This is a genomic window from Breoghania sp. L-A4, from assembly GCF_003432385.1.
Classification (GTDB): Bacteria; Pseudomonadota; Alphaproteobacteria; order Rhizobiales; family Stappiaceae; genus Breoghania.
This window is the reverse complement of sequence record NZ_CP031841.1, coordinates 1,952,590-1,967,723: the sequence shown is the minus strand read 5'-3', so window position 1 is coordinate 1,967,723 and position 15,134 is coordinate 1,952,590. Positions and strand designations below refer to the sequence as shown.

The 15,134-nt window shown below is 61.1% G+C and carries 6 protein-coding genes; 4 read left to right on the top strand and 2 right to left on the bottom strand.

Annotated features, from left to right (window positions below; all coding sequences use genetic code 11):
* The first annotated feature begins 596 nt into the window (after positions 1-596).
* From D1F64_RS09155 to D1F64_RS09135, 4 genes are all read left to right on the top strand, one after another.
* Positions 597-2,909 carry an OmpA family protein gene (locus tag D1F64_RS09155; RefSeq protein WP_117412191.1) on the top strand — a complete coding sequence of 771 codons (2,313 nt, stop codon included), beginning with the start codon at positions 597-599 and terminating at the stop codon, positions 2,907-2,909.
* On the top strand, positions 2,897-3,475 hold the full coding sequence (locus tag D1F64_RS09150) for a hypothetical protein (protein ID WP_117412190.1): 579 nt from the start codon (positions 2,897-2,899) through the stop codon (positions 3,473-3,475). Before D1F64_RS09155 ends, D1F64_RS09150 begins: the two co-directional genes overlap by 13 nt.
* 1,263 nt (positions 3,476-4,738) lie before the next feature.
* Complete coding sequence (locus tag D1F64_RS09145; RefSeq protein ID WP_162901440.1) at positions 4,739-5,119, top strand: hypothetical protein; 381 nt, start codon at positions 4,739-4,741, stop codon at positions 5,117-5,119.
* Positions 5,120-6,152: 1,033 nt separating this feature from the next.
* Positions 6,153-12,770 (top strand): hypothetical protein, encoded by a 6,618-nt coding sequence (locus D1F64_RS09135; protein ID WP_162901439.1) that lies wholly within the window; start codon positions 6,153-6,155, stop codon positions 12,768-12,770.
* A gap of 191 nt (positions 12,771-12,961) precedes the next feature.
* On the opposite strand, the gene D1F64_RS24440 is transcribed toward D1F64_RS09135, so the two are convergent.
* Both D1F64_RS24440 and D1F64_RS09125 read right to left on the bottom strand, forming a co-directional pair.
* Positions 12,962-14,974, bottom strand: coding sequence for a DUF2793 domain-containing protein (locus D1F64_RS24440; RefSeq protein WP_248304690.1), 2,013 nt, complete (start codon positions 14,972-14,974; stop codon positions 12,962-12,964).
* Entirely contained in the window at positions 14,967-15,125 is a 159-nt protein-coding gene (locus tag D1F64_RS09125; protein ID WP_210210436.1) for a hypothetical protein, read from the bottom strand. The genes D1F64_RS24440 and D1F64_RS09125 overlap by 8 nt, the downstream gene beginning before the upstream one ends.
* Positions 15,126-15,134 lie beyond the last annotated feature (9 nt).

The following is a 15,134-nucleotide window of genomic DNA, read 5'->3' as shown; positions in this document are numbered from 1 at the left end:
CCGAGAGTCTTTGACCAATGTCAAAAGCATCGCCGGCGCCGCCTCGCTTTACCACGACGCGTGCGACGGTGCAGACACTTACGAGAACAACTGCGCACATTTCCTATCAGACGCATTTTTGAGAGCTGGCTATAGCAACCTCAATGCTCCCGCAGATTGCATCAATGCGCGTTGTGGAACATCGGCCAAGAGGCCCATTCGGGCGCGAGATATGTGGTGCTGGTTCAAGGAAATGGCAACTAAAACTAAGATGTCTCTGCCTAATTCGGAAGGAATTTGGACTGTGTTTCAGCTTGATGAGGCAGTCTATTGGGGTGGCCACGTAATAATATATGACAGCGACAAGAAATTGTATTTTGGGACGCGGCATTATCCAAATTGGTCACAGCATTGCTATCAGTGGTAAGGACAACTTGGGCAAGCCAAAATTAATTCTGCTCCACTAATGGGTTTGTAGAAACGATATACAGCGAGCGACCCTTAGCCTTGCGCGATTTATCGCGAACACTTTCTCCAGACCAAGTGCGAAAGAAACCGCAACGCGTCCGGAGTGATGGTCAAGTCACAGAGTAATTCAGCTGTCTCGGGGGGTGAAAATGTTTCCACATTCAACGGCGCGATTATTGCTAATAGTTGGCATATGGATCACTTTTTCTTCTTCGGCCGCGCTGGCCCTCTGCCCAGTGACGTCCACCCTAGACCGCGATGCCCAAAACGAAAGCGACTTGAACAGCACCGCAGCAACGGTTCCTCCCGTGGATGCGCTAGTGATGTCCATTGCAGAGTTGAATGGGACTATTGGCGCAGGCAACGAACCAGTGCTCACATTCGATTTTGCAAGCAACAATCTGGATGCTGACCGGAGAGCGTGTTTGAGAGCGCTTGGGCGCCTCGCTGTCCGTGCCGACAGGCTCGGTTCGATCGAGCTTATTATTATTGGTCATGCGGACTCCGTGGACAACGACTTTACGAACAATTTGCGATCTCTGGAGAGGGCACGAGCAGCAAGGACATACCTGCAGGAAGAGGTAGATGATTTCAACGAACGGGTGACGGTCGACGTTGCAGGCCGAGGAGAGGCCGAGCCATGGGCCTGCGGTCCACCGGACGGGGATGAGGAGTCCATCGAAACAGAGCCTTGCGCACCACGCCTTCAGATGTTGCGCCTTTCTCAGGCGGGCGGAGAAGCGCGTGTTCGAAATGACCGACGACTAGAAGTGCGTCTTGCCTCGCCAGTTTTTGCTGGGCCTCGATACGAAGTGTTGAGTTCCGCACTGGCAGGTCAAGACGGCAACATCCCAAATGCGGATTCAGAAGCATTGCGGGATCACTTCGCGGTGCTTCGCCATTATCCGGCGGGCACAACGCCGTTACATCCGGTGATCGTACCCGTTTCTGATCCCACTGGGGATGCCATCGAGGTTTGCAGCTTGGCAGAACAAGACGCGGACGGAGGCCGTCTGTGGCTCGATACGGGTTGGCAGAGGATCCAACTGGAAATTCCTAATTCTGCTCCTGTTGCGTGGGACACAGAACCCGGATTTGTTGTATCCGCGATAAACTCTTCAGCATTGGGCAATCGGTTGCTGGTGCGATTGCGGGCGCGGCCCGATGTCAGATCCGCGAGCGGGCCGCTGCGGGGGCAGATCGAACTGCTTCTAGCCACCGCGATCGTACAGGACGGGCAAGAAGGCCGACAGGATGCAGCGGCGGGCGTTCCGGACCCTTGGCGGGTGCGCGTGCGACTACCGCATTTCCTTGACGCCTTGATCGCCGACGAAGACGAGACCCTGCTTAACGACACGCAGCGACGCCTTTTGCGAAGCTGTCTCGGGCTCGATCCTGACGACGTCGGCAGTCAGCAGGATCGCAAATCTCTTTTAGATAGCCTTTTGTTGCAAGCCTTGGACTTATTGCCGCGAGACGGAGCAGGTTTGCTGGCATGGGCTCATGATTATCACGCACCTACTGGCATGTTTGCGCTCCGGCCTGGCATGCATCTACGGCTACTGACCGGACGGGACCAATTACCTGAAATTCCTGGCTCAACTATTGGACGACAGGACTTTTCCGACTTAACCTCGGAGATCGTTTTCCCCCTATATTCCGCACCTACACGGCCTTTTGTGGGGGCATCACAGGATGCAGTCCCTGTGCTCAGCGGACTTTTCGGACAGAACGCCGTCACACTTGATCCCGGCCTTGCCCTGCGCTGGTGGGATGCCCCCGCTTTGGCCAACCTGTCACAGAGAGCCGACGATGGCACCTTCGGGATTGGAGATCCGGCAGCACTTGAACTGTTGCTCTCGGGGCGGCTGGCTTACGTCATACCGCCCAACGGGCGACCGACTGATCCTTCGAACAATCCTGATTACCTTCGCGTCATTCCAAGGCCCTTCATCGCCACGGAGGCGCTCCGTCCCACCCGGGACACGTTAATCGTCGCGGCGCGCTCCCACGACGATATCTCCGAATTTTTAGCACAAGACCGGGATGGTCGATTGTTCGGATCCATCGAAACAGACTTGGGTGATGCCGTTCTAACTTCAGCCTGTGCTTGGGGTTCGCGGGATGATCCGAACGGAGGGCCACGGGCACGGGTGCTCTGCGGTCTCTTCACGCAACCGATGCGGGCCTCGCTTCTGATAGACGTGGAGGTCAATGGCGAGCCTCGCCGCGTGCCCCTGGGAACCAGCGTTGGCTCTCTGTTGCCACCGGAGGTTATGGCCCCCTGCTTTGTCGTAGGGACCGGGGCCGCGGACCAGCGCTTACCGCCGGGAAGCCGACTGGCCGCACGGATCACGTTGCCGACCTACGGAGACAATTCGCGCGCGGTCTATAGTTCAGATGATTGCCGGCTTCTGGCGCTTCCCCTGGTTCATATGGAGAGATTTTCATGGACGAACTGATCCTCCAACGCATTGCCGAGGGGCTGTATGCCACCGCATCTGTCAACGACGACACCGGGCTTGTCTTCATGCCTGAGAGCGATCCCGGCCTGACGTCGCTGACACTTGAAGGCAAAGTTACCGAGGCCGGACGTTGGCTGGTCTGGTCGCATGGGCCGCTGGCCCCGGCGTTGAGCCAAGTGGCCCCGCTCTTGCTGACCCGGGACCGCCGGATCGTCTTCAGCCGGGGACCCTATGGCGGCGGTGTCATCAGTACGGGCGCAGCAATCGGCACAATCCCCGGCAACAGCTTCCTAACGACCCTCCGTCCTGACTTCCCCTCTCTCACCGGTCAAAAGATCAAGAGTCTGCCCGCGATTTCTATTGGACAATCGGATTTGCTCTGCGACAGAAATGGGCTGTTCCTGCAACCAAAGCCCGGGCAAAGACACGTCTTTGAAGGTACCGGGGTGCGTACGGTCATTCCAACTTTGCTTTTGACGGCCAGCGGCCTTCGGGAGGGTGTTTCGTCTTCAATGTTGGCTTGCGTTTTGAGCGGCTCCAGGAATTCGGCATTCGCTCAGTAGTCACTGCGGAAGGCACGCAGCCAGTGGGGGCGACCGTTAAGGCGCTGCGTGAGGAAAGGCCGCTATTTCACAAAAGCAATCAGCCCGCGGGGACTCGACTGCAGGCCACCGTGGTGTTTGACCCGATGGATGGCGAAAACTGGGAACGTATGCATTTCGTGCCGCATGCAAGCATAACGCTAAGGTCTCGGTTTAAGGGGGTGCATGGTCACGATGTGCTCCTGACCGTGCCAGCGGCCGGAACAGTACCTGAACCGCCGCGCTTTCGGCTCGTGCTAAACCGCGACGAGCAGGACCTTGCCGGAAGTGTCAGAAGCTTTGAAGCCTCGCTAATGCCGGAGGGGCCGTTTGACCTCACGTTGGCGATGCCAGAACAAGTCACGGCGGTTGCAACCAATGACACCGGGTTTGCCGTGGGGACACACCGCATGAGTTCCTGCGCATGGGCCCGATGCAAAAGGGCACACCAAGACGTCTGATCTTCCGGCTTGGCGGCGGACACGTGAAACCCGATGACGAAAGCGGACCGGGCGACGGTGTACTGATTGGTGCAGACCGGCCATTTGAGGATGCAACACTCTGGGCGAAGCTAGAGCTTGCGCCCTTAGGACCGGCAGCGGACTTCATCTCCGAAGCGAGAGCGCTTAGACAGTTTGAACATGATCAAACAAACACCTCTGGCGTGCGGCTGCGCAGACCGGATCCGCGGCCCTTGCCCGGGGCCAAGCTGGGCGGTGATCTGGGCTTCGTTCCGATCCTGCCCGCACCGACGGGCATGCCGCCTGCCGGGGACGTACCGGTACCGGCCCAGTTGTCGAACGCTCGGCGGCGCGCAGCCATGCCCGAAGTCTCAGCCAAGTCCGCGACACAAAAAAATTTAGCCCGCACGTTGTCTCCGACGCTGCTCAAACCTCGAGTGACCACTGCGGGCTTTGAAATCTATGAAGACACCGAGGGCAATATCCGCGAGATCGTTTTTGCTCGCGGCGCATGGGATAAAACGATCGAGGGTCGGCTCTCCCTGGCGGGCAAACCGGACGAGCTCGACGTGCCGGGATTAGTACCCGGAGACCTCACAGCAGCGATCCTGCGCAACCAACTTTTCATGGCGCTAGATCGCGAGGCGGCTTTGGGTCAGCAAGACCCCGAGTTCCAGATCAAGGGTAAGATCGCGATCTCGGGCTGGGGTTTGAGGCCAAGCTCCTTACCAAGGCAGGCACAGCGGCCGAGGTTGCCAAAGCCGCGCCCAAGGATGCGTTGGTGTTGTTCAAAGGCTATGAGGGGCTTTCGATCCGGCAATTGGTCGAGACGATCAACCTCAAGCTCTGGTCGGGCAAGCGCTATGTCACCGATGCCGCTGGCGCGGCAAAACGTGTCCGCGACCTGCATAAAAAAATCACCAAAGACGAGGCGTTCAAGGACGATCCGCGCTATGAGGCGCTGCGCACTGCTCTCGACGATCCCAATTGGAATGGCGTACTGGTGCTCGACATGTCGATCAACCCGTCGAACCTGCCGGCCCAGATCAAGGGCCTGATGGGGGGATCGGCAAGGACGAGTTTCGCGCCGATCACATCGGTTTTCCCGTTCAGCGCGTACGCGATAGCGGTAGCAATCCGAAGGCCAAACCGTTTGCGGCTGTGACTTATGAAAGCAAACCGCTCGAGCCTGACGAGTCCAAGCAATATGAATTCAACGTCAAGAAACTCGCTGCGGGCTTTGCTGTGGGCAAGCTGCAGGATTTCGATTGTGAGCTGGAGTTGCGGGTCGGTCAGCTTTTTGGCGATGACGGGCTGACGCTCACCAAGAACGGCACAATTGTCGAGACCAATGTCGTCACGCTCGAAGGCAGCTATGAGCGCCGCACCGAGAACGGGTCCAGTGTCGAGGTCTACAAATTCCTGAGCACGGATGATCTCGAAATAAGGATGCAGGACGACTTTCCGCTTATCAAATCACTCAGGATCGACGAGATCGGCTATTCGGCCAAGGTTGTCCCAACCGAGGTGAATGGTAAGTCTGTTGACAAGGTCGAGGGTAAGTTCCTCATCGATGGCGATATGGACTTCAAACCCTTCGATCTCGGCATGGGAAGCAACTTCGACTTCTTCGACATCGAAAAGGTAAAGTTTGGCGATCTGGCGATCGACATGACGTTCCTTATCGACGCTTTGGGCGACGTGCGGAGCCTTGACCTCGACTTCAGCCCCGGTGCGCTCCGTTTTGATTTCCTGCGCGGCGACAAGAAACCCGGCGGCGGTTTCTTCAGTTCCTTCCCGCTGAAATGGAAGGGCTTTGGAGTGTTGTCCTCCGGGCTTAAGCTGGGCGATATAGATTTCATCTCGATAGCTCTGAAGAATGAATTCAATATTGATACGGAATTTTTCCTAACATTCGATCTCGATATGGGTAGCTTCGGGTCGCTGGGCTCTTTGCTCAAAGACTTCAAGATGGAGCTTGCCCTCGCCTTCGGCTTCAACAAGGGCAAATTTGCGCTCGAGCTGGGGATGGCCTTCCCGTCATCGCCTTCGGGCAGCCTCGATATCAGCTTTCAGGGCGTGCTGGAGCTGAAAGCGAAAAAATACGAGCTGGTGCAGCTCACCTATGAAAAAACACCGGGGAAGAGGGCAAAGCCTGGGGTTTCCGCGGGGTCGAGGTTGAGCTCAAGGTCTTCAACGTGGATCTGCCGCCCGAGGGTACGAAAACCGGGGTCTATATCTTCGCTGATCCGGGCAACATCGATGCCGGGGTGGGCTGGCTTCTCTCGACTGTGGCACCAAAGAAGGGCGGATCAATCGACCTGCGGCAATTGACGCTGGGCCAGCGCGTCGATCCGCTGCCCGGGATCGATGCAAGCGGCGAGCGGATTTCCACCCAACTTGTGCTTGAACAGCTTGCGCAAGGGGCCACAGGCATGCCCGTTGGCAAAGAGGTGGGCGATAACACTGCGGAAGAGATTGAGATCCCGGATGTCAGGTACGCGCCGCAGCGGGACTGGACCGTGGGATTCGACGTCAAGCTCTTCGACTATCTCGGCTTGGGGCTCGCGATTCGCGATCCCGATCTTGCGGGGCTTCGTGTCGAGGTTGCCGATCTCTTCGACATCGACGTGCTCTATCGCAAACTGGCCGACGATCTGGGCGTCTATTCGGCGGAGGTCGCGCTGGCCGAGAACCTGCGCCATTGGCAGTTTGGCGCGGCGGGCATCACGATCCCGGTGATTGCCTTCGACATCTATACCAACGGCGACTGGGGCGTGGATCTCGGTTATCCATACAACAAGGATTTCACCCGAGCCTTCCATCTCAATATCTTTCCTTTCACCGGTGCCGGCGGCTTCACCTTTCGCCGGGTCTCTGGACCGGGGGCAAAACTATTGCCGAGTGAGGGGAGACTCATCGACGGTACCTTCGCCCGCTACGATCCGATTACCGAAGTACAGATGGGGGCCCGCGTTGGGCTCGGTCTGGCCGTCGGCGGCGGAATCTTCCGTGCCGGTCTTTCCCTCACTGTCTACATGTATCTCAGCGGGGCGTATGGGCGACTGCGTATCCCGAGCGGGAAAGCTCCGGTCGCGTCGCCGTCATACATCCTTGTCGAGGGCATCGTCGGCATTATGGGCGAGCTCTATGGCTATGTTGATTTCGGCATAGTTCGGGCCGGTGTGAATATTACACTTTGGGTCGAAGCTGGGGTGCTCTTTGAGACGGATAAGGCGCTGCGCCTGCATTATGAGGTGGGCGTAAGGGTGCGTATCCGCGTGGTGATTGCGCGGGTCTGCGTATGGCGGAAATGCTTCGAGATCTCCGTCAGCTTCTCGTTCGGCACGCAAGTGCGGATCGAACAGACCATTGGCCGGGACAAGAATCGTGAGCACTACAGATATGGTTCGTCCGCACTGGAGGCCTTAAACTCCAAGAAGCTTCTGACGAGCTTGCGGACCGCCGGCTCCGCTTGGGCGGAGATGCCCGTCCCTGGGGACTGGGGGGCAACGGGCCCCACGGTGCCGATTAGCTGCGTGTTACAGCCCGATATCACGCTGGCCTTTGCCGCCTCTGACGGCGCGCCTGAGCCGCAAGCGGTGATGCTGCTCGCCACTCAGCTGACCGATGAGGCACGCGATACGCGTATTGCTGGCCCGATCTCGGCGGCCGAGGAACTGGTCCGCGGTCTCACTGCTTGGGCGATCAAAGCCAATACCACCGATCCGACTAAACTCACTGCCTCGTTGCTGCGCGCTATCTCTGCCCGCATCGCTGGTGATGATGGTGCACATGAACGCAACCTGCACGCGCAGCGGCCCACTGTGAAGGAAATATACCAATTTCTCACCGATGCGTTTGATGCGACCACACTTGATCTTCCCGACCGCGGCACCCAGTCCGCGTCAACCGGGGCGCGGGGGGCGCTGATTCCGCTGCCGTCTGCGCTACAGATCAAACGAAATGCTGATGCGCCCTTTTCGCCTGGCGATTTCGACTTCGTGACCGCGGATTATCTGACCCGGGTCAATACTCTGACCAAGGACCAGCTGCTCACTGATATCAGCGACGGCACGCCAGGCGCGCCAAGGCAGAGTGTCGCCGATGTTCTGACGCAGGAATGGGTCGCTCTGGTCATGCGTAGCGCGCTTGGCAAGCTGGCCGATTATCTCGACACGCTGGAGCCAAATAGTGCCGACCTCGATGCAAAGCAGTCTTTGGCGCAGCTCATGACCTGGCTTAGCGAAGCCCATGATTCCGAAACAGCAAAGAGCATAGAGCTGCGCAGCCCTGCGGCCGAGGTTGCCATGCAGGCCGGGCGCAGTCTGATTGCCGGGCCGCGAATTCCGCTGCCCACGAACGGCAACACCCCCGACTGGCTGGAGAACGCGCCCCAGGGGGCAGAGGCTGACTGGTTCCATCCGCTGTTCCGACTGGGAGGCATGCAATTTCCCATCGATCTCGCCCACGGGCCGGTAATCCCGGCGGGGCAATATGGCTGGCTCTCTGTGCCGCAGGAGATCGATTTCGAAGCCGCCGAGCCTAGCACGTTGGTGGCGCTCAAGGCTGCGGCGGAGACGCTGGAGCAAGATGCAGATGCCAAGAAGGTCAATCTCTTCAACACGCACCTCACCCGTGCCCCGCTCTTCGACAGCCGCCCGCGCCATCTGCGCTTTGGAGCGTTGCGGATGGCGGACACAATCGACAGTCGGCCTCTCTGGTCACTCGATGAGCTGCTGAGCGAAGGCAAAATGGCCTTCAAGCAGGTTGAGCGTTTGCGCCGCTCGGATACCAAGGACAATGCGCCGCTCAGTTATTTGGACCTGACACCGGGTGAGCTTTCGGCTCTAGTGCCGGCCATGGTGCTCGACCTATCGGTCAATGCCAACACCTCGGAGCAAACGAACCCGGCCACCGAGACCTCAGAGCCCGAGATCACGGCGCTGATGATCCAAGCCATGGAAGAAACCGCGCGGGCGCTGCTCGACGTGGCCCTTGATCCCGACCGTCTGGATCGGCCTGAGATCGGTGCGGTGAAGCTCTATCTGGTGGATAAGGACGGCACAGCGGGGAACGAGGTAGGGGCCACACCCGATGGGCGACCCGTTATCATCAAGACCAATCCTTCCCGCGAAGTCGCCCCTGCCAAAGCGGCTAGGGGCTTCCGGGCCGCGGACCGCAGCGTCGTGTCGGCCACTGATGGAACCGCCTTCCTTGAGCTCATCCGCCAGGCTGTCATCGTCAATACCGGTGGCTTCACGCTGCTGGTGCCCAAAGAAGACCTGCCAGAGAAGCCCAACCAAGGGGGCGGCGACCCGCTCAAAAGCGGGCTGCGGTTGCGTATCGTGGTAGAACTCGGCACGCCGGGCCAGCCGTCCGGGCTCGCGAGAGCCAATGATCCCCGGCTAGAATTTGCCAACCGGCTAATCGGCGCGCCGGCCTCGTGGCCGGAGCAGACGGTGCTGGCCGCCGATATGGGGTTGGAGCTCTATCCACTGCATCAACCGGGTGTTCTGCCGGTGAATGTGACCCGTGATCCAGCCTCCGAACAGATGAGGGAGGAGGTTGAACTTCTTGCGCAGCGGTTCTCCACGGCGAGCTTCGAGTTGTCGTTTGAAGGCAATGTGATCCTGGCGCGAGACCGCTCAGTGGCAGTGCAGCCCGATCACGAGGAAAAACAGGAAGGCGCTGCGCGAGAAGCCGCGGATGCCCCGCTACGTTACCGGGCTTCTATGGCGGTGGGGCAGCTGACCGGGCATACAGCTTCACCGGCCGTCGCCCGCACCGAAGCGATTGCTGGCGTCGCCCGCCATGTGACCCTCTACGACATGGTGGGAAAAACGGTCGAGACCGCAGTTCATTGGCGCGACGTCTACGGCAATCTCTGGGGTAACAAGGCGGGAGCGTCGCGTGACCTTCCCATGCACTATTGCGACCGGATGATCGGCATTGTGGGGCTGCCGTTCCTGCGCATCGTGCAGACCCCCGCGACGGTGAACGGCGGCTTTGGTATCGACCTCGAACTTAGCTTCGATCTCAAGGCAGTTAAGGCCGCCATGGGCGATGGGATGGACCCTGGACAGCTGAGGCTTGCCGCGGACACTCTGCAGAGGGCGGCAGCGCAGCTGCGCGATACGAGGGTGACGCTGGAGCTGGGCCTTGGGCCCCAAGCGCAGACAACCTCAACCGCCTTTGACGCCACGCGCAAGGGGGAGATCATCAGCTTCCTCGATGCCATGGCCACTGAAGTGACGAAAGCTGCTGAGAGCACAGCCCCGAGCACGCTGATCCCGCTGTCGCTGGCGGTCAAGGTGGCACTGCCCGACCTGGCCACGCCGGTGGAATATTCCGTGGCGCTGCGTGTCAAACGGCCTGCTCCGCAGGACGAACCTAGGCTCTATCCGCTCGACGATGTGCGCGTGGCGCTGCCGAGGCTGGTCTCCGACAGCGAGGTCTATGCGGCGTTGGAGCCTTTTGCTACCACCGCCCAGGAAGTGCCCATCGCCACCGATGCCACGCCAGAGAAACCGACGGTAGCGCAAGCGGGCACAACCACCCGCCCAAGAACCTCGCTCAATGCCTATCTCGATGCGCTTGAGAATGCCGTGGCCACATCCCATCGCGTGGCCACGGGCCGCTCAGGCCGCCCGCTGGGCGGGGCCGCCGCGATCTGGCTGATCCCCAAAGCCATGCTCGATAAGGTCACCGATGGCACGCTGTCCGCGCGCATGGGGAAAGCCTTTGCCTTCCGTCCGCTGCGCAACAGCCGCATGAGCGTGGATTTCGGTGGCGATACCGGTGCCGCGGCGATTTCCCAGCCGCCAAATACACCTGAGCGCGACGTGCGAGTGGTGGATGCGGATGTCGATCTTGAAACCCGCCGGGTGATCGACTACCTCGAACGCCTAAACGATCCCAAGCTGATTGCAGCCAGTATCGCCGCAGACAAGGGCGTGACACCGAAACTCGATGGCTTTGTCGCCGCCTGTCAGGAGCTGCGGCGCGCCTTCGCCGCCCGTCTGGTGGATGCGCAACTCGCGCCTGTGCTGGCAAACCAGAGCGGAGCCGAGCTGACCCAGCAGATGCGTGATCGGGTGAGCGATCGTTTGTCGCGCGATTTGACCCGCTATGACACCACCGGCGGCTTCCTGCTATTCCCCGAAAGCGGCGTGGCAGACTCGGACGAAGGGGGCGAAGTCTATGCTGAGCTGATCCTGCCGGAGGCGACGCCCACCGGAACGGAGCTCGATGCCGCGCCGCCAACATTGGCGATACAACCTTTCTCGATCCAGATCGGGGCGACGACCCTAGCGGCGGACAACCGACGCAGTGATGTGTTGCTCTACTTCCCGGTGCAGACCGAGAACATCCAGGCCGCGCCGCCCGCCGGGCTGCGTATCACCCATCTGCAGAGTCTCAAGCGTGCGAGTGCGGGCAGCGACGGCGCGGGATACCGCCCGACCGCCTGGCTGAAACTGCACGACCAAGTGGCGCAGGATCCGTCACAATCGTCGCAGCTTGCGGGCTGGACGGAGATTGCTCTCTCCGAAGCCGCCAAGGCGATCATTCCGGTCCGCCGGGTGCCCAAGGCCCCAGTGCTTGTGGGCGAGCGCTTCCTGCCCCAGATCTCTCCGGAGCAACCGCCGGTGAGCCTTGGAGCGCTCCGGCAATGGACTTCGATTCACCGGCTCGACATTGGCCCGATGATCGCCCAGGACCGGCTCACGAGCAGGGTGACCTATTCCCCCGGCGGTCTGGCAGATACTGTGCGGCAAAAGCTCCAGCGCGCTGCGGATGAGCCTTTGGCGATACGCATGCTGCGCTTTGGTGAGGAAATCCGGCTAATCCCGGTGGAGGACGTCTACCTTGCGCCGAACAGAGGCGATGTCCAAGACTGGCTTATCGCGCGCCTCGAGGCGCTTGTGACCCCGACTGCCCTGCGCGCGGAACGGGTTCAGGAGGCGCAACCGATGCGCGATACAGTTACAGTGGTCGAACGCAAGCCAGACGGCACAGGCGAGCTCATCGTGACCCTCGCACGCCTCGATCAGGTCGCGCCAAAGGCGCGGTGGTTCATCGAAGACGGCGGCGCAGGCAAGGAGCTTGCGGTGCCGGATGCAGGCAGCGGTGCCTCTGAATACGCGCCGCGCCCTGAACCTGACACCCAGCGACGCAGCTTGAGGTTTGAGCGGCTCGATGCTCTGGTGCAAGGCGATGCTGTCTCAGAACATTGGATCGACCGCAACCGCACGGCGGGCAATGCCGAGCTGCACTCTGATTTCGTCTACACCACCGCCATAGTTGGCTCTGGCGAACCCGTCACACCAGTGCTCGATCACAAGATGCCGGTGCGGCTCAGCGACCCGATTAAGGCTGATGGCAAAGGCGACGTCGATGGGGCAGCATTGAAACAACAGATGCGGCGCATCATCCACGATCTGCTCGGTGGCGCCGCGCGGCCGCTGAAGACCGACATCGTGATCGAGTATGAAAGCGATGCATTCATAGGCACTGCGGATGAATGGCGCGAACCCGGCGGTCCGATGATATTTGCGATTACGGGCTATCAAGAAGACAACGACACTACTCTGGATAACTTCGCGGACCAAATCACGGAGAACCTGATGTCGTGGTCGCTGCGCGGGCCGGTCCGCGATGGGCAAAACCGCCCGTTGGGTCGTCTGCTCTTCGACGTCCGTATCTACAATGCGACGCCGGATGGTGAGGATTTCGATGACACGCGGGTTCTCTGGCTGCGGCGCGGCGAGTTGTCTTTTCCCGGCGAGCTTTATGGTCAGCAGTCGAACGAATGACGCCGACCAGAAGCGCCGATCTGAAGCCTTTCGCAAAGGAAGAAATCTCTCATTTGATACTTTTTCGGTGTCTTGTTTTGAGATATGGTCTCCTTCGGGCTTGCTTGCTGCGCTAAGGCAAGGGCACCTGATACACTTTCGGGATCTCAACGACCTTTGTCGCTCGCTGTCGACACTATTACATGGTAACTTCAGCCGATCTTGCAGCCCCAGAAGCATGTCTGGTCGGCGGCGAAGTAGCCGTTCGCGACCCGGAAATACCCCTGCAACTCGACGGTATCGCCCGCAGTCAGCGGCACCATGGTCTGCAGCCAGATCGCGGTGGCCAGCGAGACGTGGGTGGCGGAGACTTCACCGAGGGAGCCGCGGATTTCTGTCGCGCCGTTCAGCACGAGCCGTCCGCGCATTCGAGCCGTGGCGCTGGCGTTGATCTTGTAGAGCAGCGTCGCGCCGAAGAGGTAGGTGCCGTCGACCGGCGCCACGAAACGGTTGTTCGCGGCGTCGAACGCGCCCTGATCGTTGTAGTCGGTGTTGTTGAGGCCGATCTTCGTCCAGGTCCCGACGCCAACATAGTTGTCGTAGTTGGTCCAGGCCTTGAACCGCGGGAGCCGCGGCTGGTCGACGATGCCGCTCGCATTGTCGACGCTCAGCCCGTCGAAGAAGGTGCTGCCGTCAGCCGAGACTGCGAGGCGGAAGCGGTCGGAACCGAACAGCCCAACCAGCGCCTTGGTCACGAAGCCGGTCTGCAGGGTCAGCCCGAGATCGTCGCCCGCAGCCTCCTTGTTCATGGTGTAGAACAGATCGCCGGTCCCGCCCTCGGCCACGGTCTTCGCGGTCCAGAGCGCGGCGTTCAGCTTGGCCGAGAACGGGTTCGACGCATCCGCCGTCGTGCCGACCCCGAGCAGCGCCATGTTCTGCAGCGCCGTCGGTGTGGTCCCGATCCAGCCGGACCCGTCGTAGACCAGCAACAGCCCCTGGTCCTCGACCCATACCCGCCAGCCCGTTCGTGGCGGCAGCCGAAGCCAGGCGCCGTCGGCCCAGAGCGCGACATTCAGGTCCCACCCCGCCCAGTCGCCCGTTGCGCCCGAGCCGACGATGTAACGGTCGCCATCCGCAGGGCTGCCGGGCGGGGCCGTCAGGTCCCGGTCGAGGACGGAGACCCGGCCGACGCGGGCAACGAATTGGGACAGCTGATAGATGAGTTCGCCGACGCCGACGATCAGAGCGCCGATTCCGGTGCGGATCAGCGCTCCGCGCAACACGACGAGCGCGGTGACAAACCCACGGACCGACAGTGCGGCGGCGGCCAACCCGGTGACCCAGCGGCCCGCGAGGAAGGTCGCGAAGGTCACGGCATAGGTGGTCAGGCGGCCGATATTGTCGAAGAGGCCGCGGATCGCGATGCCGAGCGGGCCGGTGCGGCTCGCGACCGCCGCCATGGCATTCGCGACCGCTTCCAGCGCCGGAGCCGCTGCGACCGCCAGCTGGTTCGACAGCCCGCGCCAGATCAACCCGAGCCGGGAGATGGCATCGTTCGTCCGCTCGATCTGGTCGGCGTCCTGCTCCGACACCACGACACCGAACGCGAGTACGTCCTCTGTCGCCTGGCGCAGCGTCGCGGTGTCGATCCGGCTCATGGCGATGGAGCCTTCCTCGCCGAAGAGCTGGCCCGCAACGGCGGCGCGTTCGGCGGCAGGCACGAAGCTCTCGATGGCCGCGTTGATCACACCAACCCGCTGGTCCAGCGGCAAGGCGATCAGCTCGTTGGCCGACAGCCCGAGCCGGTCCAGCGCATCGGCAGCCGGGCCGCTCCCGGCAGCCGCCTGGCTGAGACGGCGCGTCAGATCCTTTGTGGCTTGTTCGATGCCGGAGATCGACACGCCCGCCAGCTCGCCCGCGCGCTTCAGCGTCTGGATCGAGGCGACGGTGGTTCCGAGGGACTGGGCGAGCTTGGCCTGCGCATCGACCGTCTGCAGGCCCGAGCGGATCATCGCCACGCCAGCGGCGGCGGCAGCTGCCACGGCGGCGGCGGCTACGACCCGCACCCGCCGCGAGAAGGCCGCGAGCCGGGCGTTGGCGGCTTCCATCTCCCGGCTCAGCCGTCCGAAACCGCGCGACCCGGCTTCGCCCACGCCTTCCAGCTCGGCGCGCACCTGCCGTCCGCCCACGGCCGCGAGGCGGACGCTGACCCTCTTCTCAGCCATGGGAATGATCCATCTGTTCGTTGAGCTTCGTGACCATCACCGTTTCGATGACCGGCAGCAGTTCGGCCATGGCGGGCGGCGAGACCCCGAGCGCGTCGCCGAGAGCAAGCGCCGCCGACATGTCCCAGCCGATCACCGCGCCGGGCAACACACGCAGCTG

Bases quoted from the DNA above. Each gene is read 5' to 3' on its own strand.
- D1F64_RS09155 (WP_117412191.1), top strand. From the start codon at position 597: ATGTTTCCACATTCAACGGCGCGATTATTGCTAATAGTTGGCATATGG.
- D1F64_RS09150 (WP_117412190.1), top strand. From the start codon at position 2,897: ATGGACGAACTGATCCTCCAACGCATTGCCGAGGGGCTGTATGCCACC.
- D1F64_RS24440 (WP_248304690.1), bottom strand. From the start codon at position 14,974: ATGGCTGAGAAGAGGGTCAGCGTCCGCCTCGCGGCCGTGGGCGGACGG.